The organism is Calothrix sp. NIES-2098, assembly GCF_963875125.1.
Classification (GTDB): Bacteria; Cyanobacteriota; Cyanobacteriia; order Cyanobacteriales; family Nostocaceae; genus Aulosira.
The window spans coordinates 3,186,706-3,206,053 of the sequence record NZ_CAWNKJ010000001.1; the positions used below are offsets into that span (position 1 = coordinate 3,186,706).

Consider the following 19,348-nt stretch of genomic DNA (forward strand, 5'->3'; position numbering starts at 1 on the left):
TGATTACAAGTCTGATAATTTGGGAAACCTGATTGGCTCGTCATGAGCCTTTGGAACTCATTAATGAACCTCAAAGCTTGGTTAACGAGGCTCAAAGCTTGGTTAATGAGGCTCAAAGCCTGGTTAATGAGGCTCAAAGCCTGGTTAATGAGGCTCAAAGCCTCGTTAATGAACCTCAGAGCTTGGTTAACGAGGCTCAAAGCTTGGTTAATGAGGCTCAAAGCCTGGTTAATGAGGCTCAAAGCTTGGTTAATGAGGCTCAAAGCTTGGTTAATGAACCTCAGAGCTTGGTTAATGAGGCTCAAAGCTTGGTTAATGAGGCTCAGAGCTTGGTTAATGAACCTCAGAGCTTGGTTAATGAGTATTGTAGAATTCCGAATTTATTTAAGTGATATTTTCAATATGTGTGATGTAATAGAGACTCTTTATATCTGGATTTCTCATTGATTTGGCGTATTATTCTGACCAAGATATTTAGCTCTTAATTCTTCTAACTCATCATCGATGATGCTTTTACTAGTAGATTGTGAGGTTGGATTTGGTGGGTTGACTTGATGTTTTTTAGCCTTACCACCACCTAGAAATTGAGTTTTCATCTCCTCTAACTCTAGATCGATTTGACTGTGAGATTTGCTGTTACCAATAGGTTGAGGTGGAGATGGCGAGATAGTTATAGGCTTTGCTGGTGTGGCTGGTGATAACTTGTGTAAGTCATTGAGAACTTCATCTGCTGTTTGATAGCGACGGACAGGAATACTTTCTACCATCTTGTTGAGAATGCGACTCAACTCATTACTCACTGGCGTTGTCAAGTATTGCTGCCAAACCCAAGTATCATTATTAATATCGTAAGAATCAAAAGGCGATCGCTCAGTTAATAACCGAATACAAGTAACACCCAAACTATAGATATCGCTGGCAAAAATCGCCCGTCCTCTAATTTGTTCGGGGGCAACATATTCGGGGCTACCAATACTTGTACCAGTTCTGTTGAGGGCAGTACTGGTGGCAGATTTAGAAGCACCAAAATCTACTAGAACTAATTTGTTATCCTTAATGCGTAAAATTATATTTTCGGGTTTAATATCGCGGTGAATTACTTGTCTAGCATGACAAAATTGCAGCACTGGCAATAAATCATTTAGTAACTGCTTTATCTGTATTTCACTAAAAGCGCCTTGCTCAACCAATTCCTGCGCTAAATTTTTGCCATCAATAAATTCTTGTACTAGATACTGTCTGTCTTCTTGAGTAAAATACGCTAGCAGTTCAGGAATTTGGGGATGTTTGCCTAACTCATCCAACTGTACGGCTTCTTGGTTAAATAACTCCACAGCTTTTTGCACAGTATTAGTGCCTTGGGCTTGGGGGTAAAATTGCTTAATTACACAGCGCGGTTTGGAGGGTTTATCTTCATCTACTGCCAAGAAAGTTCTACCAAAACCACCTTGCCCTATGGGTTGAATAGCGCGGTAACGTTCTTTGAGGAGTAACTTAGCTCCACAAGTTAGACAAAACTTGATATCATCAGAATTTTCTGGTCTTGGGCAACGGGGATTAAGGCAGTAGCTCATGGTGGCGCAAAAAATCGCTCTTGTTTGTCTTTATTGTGCCCTGCGATCGCCATTTTTGAGTGTAACAGTCTGAGTATTAAAGCAACATAACCGAAATCTAGAGACTCGCTACGGTGAAGCGATCGCCAGTTGTGATACCCACCATCAACTAAAGTATTGATGGGTAGTTTTGCACTACTTATTTTCTCTTATAAAAAAGAATAGCCGTGGTACACAACAACTTATAATTATCTATCTAGAGAAGGTAGTGCCAGCTATGGTGAAAGTTTATCCTAGGCAAGTTTCAAAACTTTGAGAAAATGTCATGACATCGTAGCGTAATCAACAGCTGACTGAAATAATAAGATTTCTTTAAAATAAAGATGTATTTCTTTTTACTATCCTCAAAAGATTCTAGTTTAGAGAAGCCAAGATATAAAAGCAACTTGAGAGTTAGTTTGCGCTTAATTACGTAAATTATCAGATTTTGCCGTCTGCATTGACACCCCAGAAACGCACAAAGGTAAAACAAATGGCTAATAATAGACCAATTGCTTATCATCCAAGTCAACAAGGGTATATCAAGCCTATAGACAAAACTGCATTGGCGATGCTTCAGAATCGCCGTGCTGTTAAGCGTTTGATTGCGCAACAGACTCTTGGCGATCGCATTTTAGAAACGATTGCAGTTTCTTCTCTTGTGATTTCTAGCTTGTTGGGGATAAGTACGTTGGGCTTTTGGGGTATGGAAATTATCGACGCTAACACCAAATCGGTAATTATCAGCAATCAGCAAGATTGGCAAACACGCAAGCAAATCTGTTTAGGTTGGATGTTCGTCGGTTTGTCTAGTTTTTTAGGTAGTACTTCGTTAGCTAGCAAGCCGCAGCGCCGAGACTCGTAATTATCATAGCAATCCGATTTAATTTACAACCTACTCGTAGAGGCAGCTTATCTCTCTGTGTTCTCTGTGCCTCCGTGGTTCGATTAAAAAATATTTTTAACAACTAATTTAGGATTGCTATACATCTGTAGATTATTCGTACTCTTCACGAATAATTGTCAAATCTAAAGCCTTATAAGCAGCCAGCATTTGATTAGATACTGTTGGCGCAGTTACCAGGTAAGTGAGTGCATGAATTGACTCCACGATATAAGGAGCTGCTGTATCTAATTTTGCTGCTGTTACTAATCCTACTACCTCAGCCGAACCAGCAATCATTGCGCGTTTTACGTGGGCTTCGTCTAAGTTTGGGACGCTAATCCCCACCTCTGGATGCAAACTGCACACCCCTAACATACACAAATCTGCACGAATCATCCGTAATGACTCAATGGTGACAGTACCAACGTTCACTAAAGCTTTGTTGTAGAGTTTTCCACCCAACATCACCACTTCTATCTTTGGGTGTTCGGCTAATGCGATCGCAATTGGCGGACTATTCGTGACAACTGTGGCTTGCAAATCTTGAGGTAAATGGCGGGTAACTTGCAGCGTTGTTGTTCCCCCATCTAAGATTACCACCTGCCCAGGACTTACTAATTTAGCTGCGGCGCGTGCGATCGCTTCCTTTTCTTTCGGCGCTTGCTTTTGCCGATCTGCGTAACTCGCTGTCGCCGGGGAACTCAGCAGTGCGCCACCATGCACTCGCTGCAATAGTCCAGCTTCTGCTAATTCTCGTAAATCCCGACGAATCGTATCCTCAGAAACCTTAAGCACAGCACTCAGTTCTGTTGACAGCACCTTTTTATCACGACGCAGAATTTCCAAGATGAATTGTCGGCGTTCAGCAGTCAGCATAATTATTTTTCCTGAAATTGCGTTTTTGGTCTTGAACTTGCACGTTTGTGAGTTTATACTTATGGCATCAGATTCAATTCAATCAGATTACAAGAACTAGGCATCACCCCCAACCCTAGTTGGCGGGAGTATTCTGTCTATTTCTCGGTAGTCTATTCATTTATTAGCGGGAATGTGCAGGTTTCTGTACGTTTATCCGTAACTTCAATTGAATTCAAGCATATTCATGCACAATTAAATGTATTTATTTTGGCACTTGAGCGCGTGCCAACTCAAGCCACATGGTTCAATAATGGTTCCTAGTGGGCTACTTTTGCTTGGGAAACGGTTGGATATCTATTTTTCGTGAATTGCTCATCGAGTTGGTCTGTCCAAATTAGTCCCTATTCCAGAAATCAGCCATGACTATTGCTAAAACCCAATTTCCTATCGATCTCGGTAATTACAAATATTTGGCACTCAATCCCGCGAATCCTACCCTGACGGCGGAACAACGAGACATCTTAAAAGCAAATATTCAACTTTGCCGAGATACGATCGTCTTTTTTACAGCCACAGGCGCAGCTAGAGGAGTAGGCGGCCACACTGGCGGGCCTTACGATACAGTCCCAGAGGTAATGATTTTGGATGCCTTTTTCCGAGGCGCATCCGAGCAATTTGTCCCAATTTTCTTTGATGAAGCGGGACATCGCGTTGCCACCCAGTATCTCATGGCAACGCTGCACGGTCACTTACCAGCCGAGCAACTGCTACGCTATCGCGAGGCACATTCTCATTTACCAGGACACCCAGAATTAGGACTAACTCCTGGGGTAAAATTTAGTTCTGGAAGACTGGGACACGTTTGGCCTTACGTCAATGGTGTGGCAATAGCGAATCCGGGGAAGGTGGTATTCTGCCTCGGTTCTGATGGTTCTCAGCAGGAAGGGAACGATGCGGAAGCGGCGCGTTTAGCTATTGCCCAGCATCTCAACGTCAAGCTCATCATTGACGATAATGATGTGACGATCGCCGGACATCCTTCTAAATATTTACCAGGTTTCACCGTCGCCAAAACCTTAGAAGGTCACGGATTAAAGGTACTTCAGGGAGATGGAGAAGACTTAGACGACTTATACAGCCGCCTTTGCCAAGCTGTGAATACACCAGGCGCGATCGCAGTTATCAACAAACGCCCCATGTGCCCCGGTATTGAAGGGTTAGAAGGTTCCACCCACGGTCATGATGTAATTTCCGTAGATTTGGCGATTAAATATCTCGAATCTCGCGGACATACTGCGGCTGTGGAATACCTCAAAAATATCCAAAAACCCGAGCAAACCTATACATTTATCGGTTCCAGTGACAAATGGGGCGCTAATCGCAACGTTTTTGGGGAAGCTGTAGTAAAAGTCCTCAGCCGGATGAGCGAAACCGAACGCAAAGAAAAAGTCTTAGTCATTGATAGCGACTTAGAAGGCTCCTGCGGACTGAAGAAAATCCACGATACCTACCCAGAGATTTTTATTCCCTCTGGCATCATGGAAAGAGGTAACTTCTCGGCTGCGGCTGGATTTGGCATGGTCAAAGGCAAGCAAGCCATTTTCGCCACCTTCAGCGCCTTTTTGGAAATGTGCATTTCCGAAATCACAATGGCGCGGCTGAACAAATCCAACGTTCTGTGTCACTTTTCCCATGCTGGTATCGATGACATGGCGGATAATACCTGTCACTTCGGTTTAAACAATATGTTTGCCGATAATGGCTTGGATGACGGCTATGACACAAAGCTGTACTTCCCCGCAGATATCAATCAAATGACTGCCTGTGTAGAAGCTGTGTTCTCTGAACCCGGACTGCGGTTTATCTTCTCCACCCGTTCCAAAGTACCCAATATTCTCGATACTAACGGTAATGAATTCTTTGGCAGTGGTTACAAATTCGTCCCTGGTAAAGATGAAGTTATCCGCGAAGGCACCCAAGGCTACATTGTTAGTTTTGGCGATGCTTTATACCGTTCTTTGGATGCTGTAGAGCGTTTAAAGCAGGAAGGGTTAGATGTGGGTTTGATTAACAAGCCGACTTTAAATGTTGTTGATGAAGATGCGATCGCTAAAATTGGCAAAGCACCCTTTGTCTTAGTAGTGGAAGCCTTCAACCGTAAGACTGGCTTAGGTAGCCGTTTCGGTTCCTGGCTGTTAGAACGCGGCTTGACGCCTAAATACGCTCACCTGGGCACTCATAAAGAAGGTTGCGGTGGCTTGTGGGAACAATACCCGTATCAGGGTATCGACCCCGTAGGCATTATCAACAAGGTGAAGGAATTAATCGCTTAGATAAAACACACTTTTTTTGTTGAGTAAGGGCATGGCATTGCCCATACGTGTCAACTTAAGCTAAAAGCTATATACGGCGCGTGTTGTACAAAAACCCTCGCCCTCATCCCCTCACCCCTTCTCCCCCAGGAGAAGGGGAATTAAATCTCTTGCTCCCCTATCCCTGTGGGAGAGGGGCTGGGGGTGAGGGCGAAACCTTGCAACCAAGCGGGTTTCACGTTAAGTTGACACCAATGGGCAATGCCATGCCCCTACGAGAAATCTATCTGTCTCAAGGTTTTCGGTAATTGGTATTACACTTAGAAACCTCTCGCAGCGCTTTTCGCTTGGACTGCGCGAAGGTCATAGCGATCGAGGTTCATCACCTTGTCCCACGCCGCCACAAAGTCCTGCACAAATTTCGGCTGCGAGTCCTCAGCTCCGTAGACTTCCGCGAGAGCGCGTAGCTGAGAGTTTGAGCCGAAGATGAGATCGACACGGGTAGCAGTCCACTTATGTTCGCCGGTTTTGCGATCGCTTCCCTGGAACTCATATTCATCTTCAGAGGTCGCCTTCCACTTCGTGCCCAGGTCGAGCAGGTTCACAAAGAAGTCATTGGTCAAAGTCTCTGGCCGATGGGTGAAGACACCGTGTTTAGACGCTCCATAGTTCGCACCCAGAACGCGCAAGCCGCCCAAGAGAACCGTCATCTGCGGAGCTGACAGAGATAGCAACTGCGCCCGATCGACCAGCAACTCTTCAGGCGATTCGCTGTGTTTGCCGCTAGTGTAGTTGCGGAACCCGTCCGCGGTTGGCTCAAGCACGGCAAAGGACTCGACATCAGTTTTCTCTTGCAACGCATCCGTGCGTCCCGGCTTGAAGGGAACCGTCACGTCGTGACCAACATTTTTCGCCGCCTGCTCGATACCCGCACATCCACCCAGAACAATTAAATCAGCGAGGGAAACTCGCTTTCCGCCAGATTGCGAACTGTTAAACTCCTGTTGGATTGCCTCTAGGGTTTGCAGCACCGTTGCCAGTTGAGTCGGCTGGTTGACTTCCCAATCCTTCTGCGGCGCGAGACGAATGCGCGCTCCGTTTGCTCCACCACGCATATCGGAGCAGCGGAACGTTGACGCCGACGCCCAAGCAGTCGAAATCAGTTGGGAAACAGATAGCCCCGAAGCCAGAATCTTCGCCTTGAGGGCAGCGATGTCCTGCTCATCAATCAATTCATGGTCAACGGCGGGGATGGGATCTTGCCACAAAAACTCTTCAGATGGAACCTCCGGGCCGAGATAGCGCGATCGCGGCCCCATGTCGCGGTGCGTCAGCTTGAACCACGCCTTGGCAAACGCATCGGCAAATTCATCCGGGTGCTGGTAATAATGCCGCGCAATCGGCTCGTAGATGGGGTCTAGCTTCATCGCCATATCCGCCGTGGTCATCATGGGAGCGTGCCGTTTCGATGGATCGTGGGCGTCGGGCACCGTATCCGCACCTGCGCCATTTTTCGGTGCCCATTGATGCGCACCCGCAGGACTCTTCACCACCTCCCAGTCATATTTAAACAAAGTTTCGAGATAGCTGTTGTCCCACTGCGTCGGCGTGGGAGTCCATGCGCCTTCGATACCGCTGGTGATCGCATCGACGCCAACACCCGTGTTGAAGTTGCTCTTCCAGCCGAGACCCTGCTCCACAATGCTGGCTCCCCCAGGCTCATGACCTACGTGCGTCGCCTCGCCCGCACCGTGACATTTGCCAAAGGTATGTCCGCCGGCAACTAGCGCAACCGTTTCTGCATCGTTCATCGCCATCCGCCCAAAGGTCTCGCGAATATCGCGCCCTGAGCCAACCGGATCTGGTTCGCCGTCTGGCCCTTCTGGGTTCACGTAGATCAGACCCATCTGAACGGCAGCGAGAGGATTCAAAAGCACGCGATCGCCTTCGTAACGCTCATTGCCAAGCCAGGTTTTCTCAGAACCCCAGTAGATGTCTTCTTCTGGCTGCCAGACGTCCACGCGCCCGCCAGCAAAGCCGATCGTCTTGAAGCCCATTGACTCAAGCGCACAGTTGCCTGCGAAGACCATGAGGTCAGCCCAGGAGATTTTCTTGCCGTATTTCTGCTTGATTGGCCAAAGCAACATCCGCGCCTTGTCGAGGTTGGCATTGTCTGGCCAACTGTTAAGCGGCTCAAACCGCTGGCTACCCGAACCTGCGCCACCGCGACCGTCGCCAATCCGATACGTGCCTGCGCTGTGCCAAGCCATGCGGATGAAGAGCGGCCCGTAATGACCGTAGTCGGCTGGCCACCAGTCTTGAGAGGTGGTCATCAGCTCGTAGATATCTGCCCTCACGGCAGCTAAGTCAAGACTCTTGAACTCCTCAGCGTAGTTGAATTCCTCACCCATAGGATTGGCCTGGGGTGAGTGCTGGTGGAGGATGCTCAGATTCAAATAATTTGGCCACCATTCTCGGTTCGACGGCACATGACGAGCCTGAGGTTTCTGGCCTCCGCCCGTAAATGGGCATCCGCTTTCGCTGCTCATAATATCTCCTGTCAAATGCTGTGGTATGGATTTTTTGATGTAGCGCTGGTATAGCCAACAAATAACACATTGGCAGTTATTGGGATAATCGATGAGAAATATAATCGATGAGAAATATAATCAACGTTATGATTTGAAACAATCGGTTACACACTGTAGTGGACTGACACAGCTAAAATGTTGCAATAGAAAATGTTCGTAGTTGCGCTTTAGCGCCTTCTAAACAATAAATCTAATGCCAAACTTTAGGTCTTAGGTATGGCACTAGATACAAAATATGTATATAAAAACACACCTATTGTAAGGGTTTAGCATTGCTAAACCCTGCATAGTGCAGATCTATTTACCATCAAAGGCTGCGGAAATTGCTAAGGTTAAGTGTTAGCAATTCTGGAAACACTCTACTGACATAATTTTTCACCTTGGCAAGTGACTCTTGAAGAATTAGCCGAGGAGTTATATCAATTCAAATAATGTTGGCGACAGATAAATCATTCGGAGGGCACAGCAGTGCTCATACGTGTCAACTTAAGCTAAAAGCTATATACGGCGCGTGTTGTACAAAAACCCTCGCCCTCACCCCTTCTCCCCCAGGAGAAGGGGAATTAAATCTCTTGCTCCCCTATCCCTGTGGGAGAGGGGCTGGGGGTGAGGGCGAAACCTTGCAACCAAGCGGGTTTCACGTTAAGTTGACACCAATGAGCACTGCTGTGCCCCTACGAGGATATGTGGTTTAATGACCTAGAAACTGCTGTTAACTCATTTGTAACCAACCAGATCGGGTTGTTTATTAACGAGTGCTCATCCATAGAGAACACGATCGCATTTGTGACCAACCAGATCGGGTTGTTTATTAACGAGTACTCATCCATAGAGAACACGATCGCATTTGTGACCAACCAGATCGGGTTGTTTATTAACGAGTACTCATCCATAGAGAACACGATCGCATTTGTGACCAACCAGATCGGGTTGTTTATTAACGAGTACTCATTCACAACAAAAGAGTTGGAGTTAATCTAAATCTTTGGGACAGCATCGATAAATCCCCACTTTTTAAGCCCAAATCTGGACAACGCGACCTTGCAATTGTTGTCCTAACCAAGGTGTATTACTCGAAAGGGTATGCAGATTTTTACTCTCGACTTTCCAATTTTGCTGCGGGTCAAATAACGTTAATTCAGCTTTTTGATTGGGTGCGATCGCATTTATTTTATCTCTCAAACAATCTGCTGGACGGCTACTTAAAGCTTGCCATAATTCTAAAGCTGTAAATTCCCCAGTTTCTACCAGATGTTGCCATAACAAAGGTAACGCCAACTCTAAACCAATGGCTCCCGGTGGTGCTTCGGCAAAGGCTTGGACTTTTTCTTCGTAGGTGTAGGGTGCATGGTCAATGGCGATCGCATCAATGATTCCTGTCCTTACCCCCTGCCGTAACGCCGCCATATCGCTGGGATTGCCTAAGGGTGGATCTAAATGCAAGCTAGTATTATAGCTTTTAATCGCTTTAGTATCTAATAATAGATGCATCCAGGTTGTACTGGCGGTGATTGGCAAACCCGCCGCTTTTGCCGATGCAATTAATTCTACACTGCGCGCCGTAGAAACCCGCATAATATGCACGTGGGAATTACCTGTGGCAGATACCAATTCTAACAGAGATGCGATCGCAGCTGTTTCTGCACTCTCCGGTATTGGCGGTAATCCCAAACGTAAGGCATCTGACCCTTCTCGCATCACCCCATTTGCCGCTAATTGCTGGTCACAAGGCCAAAAAGCCACTGGTTTTTTCAAAGGTAGCAGATATTCTAATACCCGCCTCACCAGCCCCAAATTTTCTCTCGGCTGGCCATCGGTAAATCCCACAACTCCCGCCGCAGCTAAATCTGCTAATTCTGTTAACTGCTTTCCCGCCAGAGCCAAGGTAATCGCACCCCAGATTTGCAGATGGGGAAGAGGGAAAGATAAGGAAGAAATTCCCCCTTGTCCTCCCTGTCTCCCTTGTCCCCCCTGTCCCTCTCTCATCTTCTGCAACTGTGCCACAAGCGCCGGGTTATCAATCGCGGGAGATGTACTTGGCAAAATGCTCACTCTGGTAAAGCCGCCAGCCGCCGCCGCTTGTAACAGAGAAGAGAGAGTTTCCCTCTCTTCAAACCCTGGTTCGCCAGAGTGGCTGTACAAATCCACTAACCCCGGCCCGAGAACTAACCCCCGACAATCTCTGATTTGAGTTTCAGAGCTAATATTGCTAATGTGCGCGGCAATTGCTTGAATATCACCATCAGCAATTAGCACATCCGCTAGTTGGTCGGTTCCAGAAACCGGATCAATTACCCGTACTTGTTGTAGCAATTCAGTTGTCATGTGAGCAATCAGCTATTATCTATCAGTGCTTCAACTGTTTGTCTATTGTCATTTCTCTTGTGAGTGACAGCTTAACACTAACTTCTACAATGCCCCAGCTGCGGTTTTATCCAATACGCCTTGGCCTAAGTGAGTTGTAATGTTCATTGCTTGCAGCACTGGTAAACCATCAAGGCCGGATGGGTAATCAATGACGCTAACTGCGCCATTACCTTGGCGGAAATTCCAGAAATTTTCTGATGATAAACCGAGAATATGGCATAGCAAGGTTTTGTTAGTAGCGTCGTGAGCCACTACTAATCCAGTTTTGAGTTGATTTTCCGATGCGGCTTGCACAATTGATTGCCAAGCTGCAACACTACGTTCCCATACTTGCTGTAAATTTTCCCCTTCGGGCATTTGTACTTCGGCTGGTGTGAGTCGCCAGCGTTCCAATTCGCCAGGAAACTCTTGCTCGATTTCTGTTTCTAATTTTCCTTCCCAAAGTCCGTGGCTGATTTCCCTTAAACCGTCTTGCAATTCCAACTGTACGCTAGGATGGTGCTGCAAAATAATCTCGGCTGTTTCTTTGGGACGCAGCATTGAGCTACTGATAGCAAAGTCAATTGCCACATCTTTGAGAAATTCTCCAGCTTTTTGTGCCTGGTTTCTACCATTATCGTTGAGGGGAACGTCAATTTGCCCTTGAAATCTAGTTTGGCGATTCCATTCTGTTTCGCCATGACGTACCAGCAACAATCTCACGCCTTGGTGTTCTGGTCGCAATGTTGGCAGAGTTTCTCCTGTATGTTGGGTCTGATTCAAAGATTCTAGTTGAACTGGATCTGCCAAACCTCCAGCAAAATTTAAAACTGTGATACCACAGTTAGATTGTTGTATCGAATGGTAGCGACTGGGAGGAATGCCTAGGGCTGTGCTAATGAGGGCGCGATTAATACCGTTATGCCCAACTATAAGAATCGTTTCACCTTGATGATGCGGCAAAATTTCTTGCCAAAACTCTCTTGCTTGCGCGTACAAAGCTAGAACCGGAAAATGTTCTCTGCTTTCCTCTCCATCATTGAGCAGCATCCGCAGCTTGTCGGGGGTTTCTTTCCAGATACGGTAGTCTTCGGCAAACTTTTGCTTGACATCAGCACTCAACATTTCTGCCCACAAAGGCAGGTCTATTTCCAGCAGTTTATCTGAGGTTTGGACTACGGCCGATGTTGCAGTAGCATTTGCCAAATCGCTATAGATAATCTCTGCTGTTTGTTTCGCTCGCTGTAAGGGGCTGCTGTAAATAGCGTTAAATAAAATATTGCTGAGGGCTTTACCTACTTTAGTGGCATCGTTCCGACCTTTTTCTGTTAATCTTGACACGTCAGTGCGCCCTTGAATGCGCTTTTCAGTGTTATAGCTGCTTTGACCGTGGCGTACAATGATGACACGAGTCATCTGACTTGCCCTCCTCTATCTAAAGGACTAATTTTACTGCAAACTGGGTTGGCAGAATTATCAATTCTGGCGATGGTCATGTATAGTATTTTGAGCAAGTATAAAAGTTAACTATAGTAGCGTGCGTTCTGAGATGGTTTAGCGACGAACGCCAAACTCAGTGTCAAAATTTCACAACATAGCAGAAAATTGGCTTTTTGAACACTAGAATTGAATTACGATCAACTACGGTAAAACGATAAACTTATCGTTTATTGTAGATATGCCACTGCCAATTATGTAATTTTGAGAGTGGCGCGGCGATCGCTCTAGGTATCTTTGCGTTAGATCGGATAAAAGGTCAGATGCTGATAGTTTGAGGAATTAAGTCATGGTTTTATCCACAAGTGTAGATTCGACAGTGAAATATATCTGCATTCGCATTCCTCTGCAATACCATCCCCAACCTGTGATTTCACAATTAATTTCTCGCTATGGCTTAACAGTTAATATTACCGCAGGTCTGTTAGAAAAAGATACTCAAGAAAATGGTTGGTTTAATTTAGAGATTCACGGTAATTCTCAACAGATAGAAGCAGGACTAGCCTATCTGCGATCGCTAAATATAGATATCGAGCAGATAGCGATCGCAGAAGCTAGAGAACCGCTAAAACTATTATGTCGCAACAACAATTGTGATGGAAAATTCCAGCCAAATCACAAGATCTCAAGCAATGCACGCATAATCGATTTGACTACTCAGAAAAATCGAGCAAAATTTCAAGTCTGCATTCCTAAAAATTACCGTTCTTCTCCGATAATTGGCGGATTAGTTAGTTGCTATGGTTTAACGGTGAACATTGCTAGAGCTGATATGGATATGAATAGCGAAAAAGACGGGAGGTTTGATTTAGAAATTTGGGGAAGTACACAACAAATAATTTTCGGCTTGAGGTATCTAAAAGAACTAGGCTTACAAATTTGGTTGTAAAACGATACAAAAGTTTTATTAAGTTGTGAGATGTTTTGTGGAGGCGGCGATTGAGAACTGCTATATCAAAAACAGAACCGGGAAATTATACATAGCTTTTAAAGGTATTTAACTATGACTCATGCTTGTTGTGGCCCTGGTTATGCTTCTCCAGCAGCAGCGATTCAAGCAGAACGGGAAAAATTACTGTATGCGATCGCCCTCTATACTGGTACAGGAATCGAAGCGCCTGATTATCTCGCTACCATAGATGTTGACCCCAATTCCCCAACTTATTCTCAAATAATTCATCGCTTATCTATGCCTTACACGGGCGATGAGTTACATCATTTTGGCTGGAATGCTTGTAGTTCTTGTCACGATAACCCTAGTAAATCCCGTAGATTCACCGTGATACCAGGACTACGTTCTAGCAGGATTTACATTGTTGATACAGCAGATGCCAAAGCACCAAAACTGCACAAAGTTATTGAACCTGAAGAAATTAAACAAAAAACTAACTTAACAGCTCCCCATACAGTCCATTGCCTAGCAGATGGTCACGTAATGATTTCTATGCTGGGTGACAGCGAAGGAAATGGCCCTGGCGGCTTTTTATTACTAGACGAGAATTTTGACATTGCAGGACGTTGGGAACACAAAGCCGATAGCATGAGGTTTAACTATGACTTCTGGTATCAGCCGCGTCATAACGTCATGGTAAGCAGCGAGTGGGGCGCACCTAAAACCTTTTATCCTGGTTTTGACCTCAAGGATGTCAGCGCTGGTAACTACGGTCAGCACATACATTTCTGGGATTGGTCAAAACGCGACATTATCCAAAGCTTTGATTTAGGACAAGAAGGCTTAATTCCTTTAGAAGTGCGCTTTCACCATAATCCCGATAGCACTCATGGATTTGTCGCCGCCGCACTTAGTAGTAATGTTTGGCATTGGCACAAACCTAACGGCCATTGGCAAGTCGAGAAAGTAATTGATATTCCATCGGTGGAAGTAGCAGGCTGGCCGATACCTGTGCCATCCCTGATCACTGATATCTTGTTATCAATGGACGATCGCTATGTTTACTTCTCCAACTGGCTGCATGGAGATATTCGCCAATATGATATCAGCGATCCTTCCCACCCCAAACTCACCGGGCAGGTTTGGTGTGGTGGTTTGTTAGGTAAAAGCGGAGAAGTTCAAGGGCATAAATTAGCTGGCGGCCCCCAAATGCTACAGTTGAGCCTTGATGGTAAGCGGCTTTACGTTACTAATTCTTTATTCAGCAGTTGGGATAATCAATTTTATCCAGACTTTTCTCAGAGTGGCTCATATTTATTGCAGATTGACTGCGATACAGAAAACGGCGGATTGAAAATCAACGAAGATTTCTACGTTGACTTTGGTAAAGAACCAGCCGGGCCAGCTCGCGCCCATGAGATGCGCTATCCTGGCGGTGATTGCACCTCTGATATTTGGGTGTAATCTCAAGTGGAAGGGGTGTTAAAACTGAAACAAGTATCTCAGTTTAACACCCTACACCTTAAATTATGTTCAGAGCAATTTCTTTTGCGATCGCTACTTTTGTTATCCCCTTAACTATTTACAACCATAATCTAGTAATTGCTAAAACCACTACGAATTATCAAATTTCTCAGAATATTAAACAAGCCAGAAAAATCACTATTGACGAACTAGGACTTGGTGGTATTAAACTGTCGACGACAGAAGCCCAAGTCAGAAAAATTTTAGGTAAACCGATAAAAGTTGAAAATAGTTTTATCCCTGCGATTGGTAAAGTTCGCACTCTTAAATATGCAGGCATTACCGTTGATTTAGATGAAGGTGCTAAACCAGGAAGCTTTACTGTTTATCAAATAAAAGCCAACAGTTCTAAATATTCCACCATCAATGGTATCAAAGTAGGAGATAGACAATCAAAAGTATTTAGCACCTACGGAAAAGTTGAACCATCCCAAGATGGGAAAGTGACCAATTTACATTATGGAGTTGAAGAACCCAGCCCCGCAGGGTTTATGTTTACTGTTAAAAATGGCAAAGTCACAGAAATTCTTTGCTTTTATGTCATGAATTAAGCAAGTCGGTGCTGGCTCGTAGTTGCGCTTTAGCGCTAAAGCGCAACTACGAACAGAGATTTTACTTTTCGTTACATAGCTTGGTTGTTTCTCACCGACTTACTTAAGTAATTTATTCAAACAAATGCAATCGTCACCCTTTCACTTTATCTGGAAAACTCGCCCAACTCAGGGAAACTCTCCTCAGCCTAGATACGGACATTCGGCAATTTTGTATCAAAACTCCAAAATAATTTTTGGTGGAGAACATAACGAAACTGGGAAAACTCTCAACGATGTTTACTTACTAGACCTAGAAAATTGGACTTGGATGCAACCGCAAGTATGGGGAGATATTCCCACAAGCAGAAGCTTTCATACTGCTGTTTTAGCTGGAGATAAAATGCTCGTCTGGGGAGGATATCAACAAGCAAAAGATGGCGGATATATTTTTAGCGATGTTGATGTTCATATCCTCAATCTTCAAACTTGGGAATGGTCGCAAGTTACTCCAAAGGGAACGCCACCCGCAGCTCGTTGTCACCATAGTGCAGCCTTATTTAAAGATAAAATATTCATTGATGGCGGCTCTTTTGATATGTATACAGCACTAGACGACCTTCATCTACTCGATATCACAAAAATGTGCTGGATAAATATCCAAGTTGATAAATGTTCTAGTGCTGCGTTAGCTGGATTAAAAGTTCGTGGTAATACATTAGTTAAGTTTTTGGGCGATGCTGCTTACGGCGGATTCTGCCCAGATATTCTAACTTTAGAACTAGGCGATTTGGATTCCGAAAATTTATTGCCATTGCAGTGGCAAAAAGCAAAATTTGTAGGAATAGATAACTATAAATATAAAATTTTATTGCCTAATAGCGATGAGGAAGAAGAGGAAGATGAAGAATATGATGAGGGAGATGGAATTCCCTATCGAACCGTTCATGGCTATGGAGAATTTGGAGATAACCTAGTGTTATTTGCAGGGATGGCTCCAGGTAATGGTGTTAGCCATGTGACGATTAGCGATGTAATTTTACTAAATATGCCTTCTGTAGAAGAAGCTACTAGTGGAACTTATACTGCAATGGTTCCACTAGTAGAAGGAAAATTTCCTGCTCCGAGATTTGGTCATTCCACCGTACAGTTTAATCGGCAAACTATTGTTTACGGCGGCTTATGGATTGACACTTATACAGGAAATAATAGCTACGATCGCGACGTACATATTCTTGAGATTGTATAATCTCTTGCGATCGCACTCAAGAAAGTTCTTCGCTATTTCAATCTTTCGATAGCTTCGCTTACATCTGTGAGGGTTTCATAGTCTCTATAAGGTATTTTCTTCAAAACTCGAAGTATTTTCTCATCAACACCTTTTTCTTCTGCATTCTTAATCAAGTCTTTCTTACTGATGGGGTATTCAAATTCGTTCAAGCTTTTATTTAGCTGCACCAAATTTAGCGTACTTATCATGGTGATTCTCCTAAATAGGCAAGGTTTGCAATTAACATCAGCAGTCAAAAGTCAGCCGATTTAAATTTTGAGTATTTGGATTGATTCAACACATGAATTTGCTTGTTTATTCTGTTCAGGAATAATTGATCGGCGAGCCAATCGGCAAGATTTTGAACTACTATTTGCGATCCTATATACATTCAAGTTTTACATAGCTAATTGCCATCATGCTCAGGGTATATTTTTAGTTAGCAACAGTAGTAACAAACTATTAATATTAGCTTCTTTTGTGAGGATCGGACTCGTCAATTAGTAATATATAAATTAAAAAAATAATGCGATCGCTTATCGCTTCAACGCTATACATTCCCATCCAAATTGAAAGGGTGGGTATGTTTTTCCCACCCTCTTAACTTAAGATTGCAGTGCTTCTGCTGTCTTTTGCTTATCTAACTTGAGAATTAAAACTCCCAAAGGTGGTAGACATAAATCCAGCGAATAAGGACGATTGTGCAAAGACCAATCATCAGTCCACTTACCGCCTAAGTTACCCATGTTACTACCGCCATACTGACGGGAATCACTATTAAACAACTCGGTATAAAAACCTTTTTCTGGTACTCCTATGCGGTAATGGGAATGAGGTTGAGGTGTGAAGTTACAAACCACAACTACAAAATTCTCCGAATCTTTATCGCGGCGAATAAAGGAAACTACACTATGACGGTTGTCGCTACAGTCAATCCACTCAAACCCCGGTTCAGCAAAATCTTGGGTGTACAAAGCTGGTTCGGAGCGATAGAGGTGGTTCAGCTCGTGAAAAAACTGTTTTAACTGTTGATGCGGCTCGTATTGTAGTAAGTGCCACTCTAAATCGCTCCAGACATTCCACTCACTCCACTGCCCAAATTCCATGCTCATAAACATGGTTTTCTTGCCTGGGTGAGCGAACATATAGCTAAACAAACAACGCACATTGGCAAACTTCTGCCATGTGTCCCCCGGCATTTTGCCAATCATATTGCTCTTACCATGCACCACTTCGTCATGGGACAGAGCCAGCATAAAGTTTTCGCTGTGGTTGTACCACATACTAAAAGTGACGTTGTTTTGGTGGAACTGACGGAACCACGGGTCCATGCTGAAATAGTCCAGCATATCGTGCATCCAGCCCATATTCCACTTTAAGTTGAAGCCCAAACCACCAGTGTAAGTAGGCCAAGATACCATCGGCCAAGAGGTAGATTCTTCAGCGATGGAAAGCGCCCCAGGAAAATAGCTGAAAATTAGATAATTTACCTGACGCAGAAAATCTGCTGCTTCCAGGTTTTCTCTGCCGCCGTACTGGTTAGGTAGCCATTCTCCTGGTTTGCGGCAATAGTCCAGGTAAAGCATCGAAGCCACAGCATCGACGCGAATGCCGTCAATGTGGTACTTGTCAAACCAAAACAGCGCATTTGCAGCTAGGAAGTTACGAACTTCGTGGCGCGCATAGTTGAATACCAGAGTTCCCCATTCTTTGTGTTCGCCTTTGCGGGAATCTGCGTGTTCGTACAGGTGGCTACCATCGAAGAAGGCTAAACCATGACCATCTTTAGGGAAGTGACCGGGAACCCAATCGACAATCACGCCAATGCCATTTTTGTGACATTGGTCAACAAAATACATGAAATCTTGGGCGCTACCAAAACGAGAGGTAGGAGCATAGTAACCAGTTACTTGATAACCCCAAGATCCATCAAAGGGATGTTCTGCAATTGGTAACAGTTCTACGTGAGTGTAACCCAGGTCTTTGACGTAAGGAATCAGTCTATCTGCCAATTCCCGATAAGTGAGGAAGCGTGCGCCAGGTTTCAGTTCGGAAACAATAACTACAGGTTCGGTTTCCCCATTGGGAAGTGTAGGTGGTTCTGCGCTAGAAGCGTGTAACCAAGAGCCTAAATGCACTTCATAGACTGAAACTGGCTGAGTCAGGGGATCGGTGTGTCGCCGTTTTTCTAACCAGTCTTGATCGCTCCAATTATATGCATCTAAATCTGTAACAATTGATGCTGTTTTCGGGCGAGGTTCTTGTTGGAATCCGTAGGGATCGGATTTTTCGTAAATATGGCCTTCAAAATTTTTGATTTCATATTTGTAATGCTCTCCCACTCCTAATTCTGGGATAAACAATTCCCAAACGCCGGTGGGGCCTTTACGCATCTGATGTTGGCGTCCATCCCAGTTATTGAAATCTCCCAACACAGAAACGTTACGCGCATTGGGTGCCCAAACAGCAAAGTAAACGCCTTTAACGCCATCTACTTCTGTCAGGTGCGCTCCCAGTTTTTCGTAAATCCGGTGGTGGTTTCCTTCACCAAACAAATGCAAGTCAAAGTCTGTCAAACGTGGAGAACGGAAGGCGTAAGGATCGTAAGTAACACGCTCGTGCTCTCCTTCTTTAATCCTTAACTGGTAATTTGCCAGTTCTGCTGTTTCAATCGTGCATTCAAAAAAGTTAGGATGATGCACTGTTTGCATCGGATATTCTTTACGTTCTTGAGGAATCACTACCCACGCAGCACTGGCTTTTGGTAGGTAGGCTCGCACAGCCCAGACATTTTTGCCATTCTGTTCTATGAGATGAGAACCCAGTACTTCAAAAGGATCTTGATGCTGATTCCAAACGATGCTGTTAACCTGTTCAGGGGCGATCGTGGTCATGGACATTAAAGCTACCTACGTGAAATAAAGTGATTGTTAAACTACTTTTGTAATTTATATATATTCTTTACATTTATTTGCAATTTTGTCGCCACCGTTATCCTACCTCAGAAATGACGAACTATTACCTGATGTCGGAAAGAGTGGAGGTGTGGG

General features: G+C 44.6%; 15 protein-coding genes. 8 read left to right on the forward strand and 7 right to left on the reverse strand.

From position 1 onward, the window contains the following. The first annotated feature begins 42 nt into the window (after positions 1-42). A complete protein-coding gene (locus tag AACU33_RS13345; protein WP_339375981.1) occupies positions 43-447 on the forward strand; it encodes a hypothetical protein in 405 nt (134 codons plus the stop codon). Here AACU33_RS13345 and AACU33_RS13350 read toward each other — a convergent pair. Continuing rightward, entirely contained in the window at positions 441-1,574 is a 1,134-nt protein-coding gene (locus AACU33_RS13350; RefSeq protein WP_096589124.1) for a serine/threonine-protein kinase, read from the reverse strand. The two genes, AACU33_RS13345 and AACU33_RS13350, sit on opposite strands and share 7 nt — an antisense overlap. A gap of 511 nt (positions 1,575-2,085) precedes the next feature. Between AACU33_RS13350 and AACU33_RS13355 the strand changes: the two genes are divergently transcribed. Then, positions 2,086-2,457, forward strand: coding sequence for a hypothetical protein (locus AACU33_RS13355; protein ID WP_096589126.1), 372 nt, complete (start codon positions 2,086-2,088; stop codon positions 2,455-2,457). A 132-nt stretch (positions 2,458-2,589) separates the two neighbouring features. Here the strand turns inward: AACU33_RS13355 and AACU33_RS13360 are convergent, their stop codons facing one another. Next, a complete protein-coding gene (locus AACU33_RS13360; RefSeq protein WP_096589128.1) occupies positions 2,590-3,354 on the reverse strand; it encodes a DeoR/GlpR family DNA-binding transcription regulator in 765 nt (254 codons plus the stop codon). Positions 3,355-3,755: 401 nt separating this feature from the next. Here AACU33_RS13360 and AACU33_RS13365 point away from each other — a divergent pair, with 401 nt between their 5' ends. Together AACU33_RS13365 and AACU33_RS13370 are read left to right on the forward strand one after the other, a co-directional pair. Further along, positions 3,756-5,669 carry a transketolase C-terminal domain-containing protein gene (locus tag AACU33_RS13365; protein ID WP_096589130.1) on the forward strand — a complete coding sequence of 638 codons (1,914 nt, stop codon included), beginning with the start codon at positions 3,756-3,758 and terminating at the stop codon, positions 5,667-5,669. Between the two features lie 80 nt (positions 5,670-5,749). Beyond that, entirely contained in the window at positions 5,750-5,956 is a 207-nt protein-coding gene (locus AACU33_RS13370) for a hypothetical protein (protein WP_339375982.1), read from the forward strand. A 12-nt stretch (positions 5,957-5,968) separates the two neighbouring features. Here the strand turns inward: AACU33_RS13370 and katG are convergent, their stop codons facing one another. From katG to AACU33_RS13385, 3 genes are all read right to left on the reverse strand, one after another. Beyond that, positions 5,969-8,197 (reverse strand): catalase/peroxidase HPI, encoded by a 2,229-nt coding sequence (katG, locus tag AACU33_RS13375; RefSeq protein ID WP_096589132.1) that lies wholly within the window; start codon positions 8,195-8,197, stop codon positions 5,969-5,971. Between the two features lie 1,056 nt (positions 8,198-9,253). Then, complete coding sequence (locus AACU33_RS13380) at positions 9,254-10,564, reverse strand: dihydroorotase (RefSeq protein WP_096589136.1); 1,311 nt, start codon at positions 10,562-10,564, stop codon at positions 9,254-9,256. An 84-nt stretch (positions 10,565-10,648) separates the two neighbouring features. Continuing rightward, the gene (locus AACU33_RS13385) at positions 10,649-12,001 is read right to left on the reverse strand and encodes a histidine phosphatase family protein (protein ID WP_096589138.1); all 1,353 of its coding nucleotides are present in this window, start codon (positions 11,999-12,001) and stop codon (positions 10,649-10,651) included. A gap of 370 nt (positions 12,002-12,371) precedes the next feature. Between AACU33_RS13385 and AACU33_RS13390 the strand changes: the two genes are divergently transcribed. The 4 genes from AACU33_RS13390 to AACU33_RS13405 all read left to right on the forward strand — a co-directional run bounded on the left by AACU33_RS13390 (position 12,372) and on the right by AACU33_RS13405 (position 16,277). Continuing rightward, on the forward strand, positions 12,372-12,971 hold the full coding sequence (locus AACU33_RS13390; protein WP_096589140.1) for an NIL domain-containing protein: 600 nt from the start codon (positions 12,372-12,374) through the stop codon (positions 12,969-12,971). 114 nt (positions 12,972-13,085) lie between these two features. Further along, positions 13,086-14,438, forward strand: a complete 1,353-nt coding sequence (locus tag AACU33_RS13395) for a selenium-binding family protein (protein WP_096589142.1) — start codon at positions 13,086-13,088, stop codon at positions 14,436-14,438. Between the two features lie 65 nt (positions 14,439-14,503). Beyond that, positions 14,504-15,049 carry a hypothetical protein gene (locus tag AACU33_RS13400; RefSeq protein WP_096589144.1) on the forward strand — a complete coding sequence of 182 codons (546 nt, stop codon included), beginning with the start codon at positions 14,504-14,506 and terminating at the stop codon, positions 15,047-15,049. A gap of 124 nt (positions 15,050-15,173) precedes the next feature. Further along, on the forward strand, positions 15,174-16,277 hold the full coding sequence (locus AACU33_RS13405) for a Kelch repeat-containing protein (protein WP_096589146.1): 1,104 nt from the start codon (positions 15,174-15,176) through the stop codon (positions 16,275-16,277). A 32-nt stretch (positions 16,278-16,309) separates the two neighbouring features. On the opposite strand, the gene AACU33_RS13410 is transcribed toward AACU33_RS13405, so the two are convergent. Then, positions 16,310-16,507: a DUF2795 domain-containing protein gene (locus AACU33_RS13410; RefSeq protein ID WP_339375983.1), complete on the reverse strand. Its 198-nt coding sequence runs from the start codon at positions 16,505-16,507 to the stop codon at positions 16,310-16,312. 396 nt (positions 16,508-16,903) lie between these two features. Next, a complete protein-coding gene (gene glgB, locus AACU33_RS13415) occupies positions 16,904-19,192 on the reverse strand; it encodes a 1,4-alpha-glucan branching enzyme (protein WP_096589148.1) in 2,289 nt (762 codons plus the stop codon). Positions 19,193-19,348: the final 156 nt, after the last annotated feature.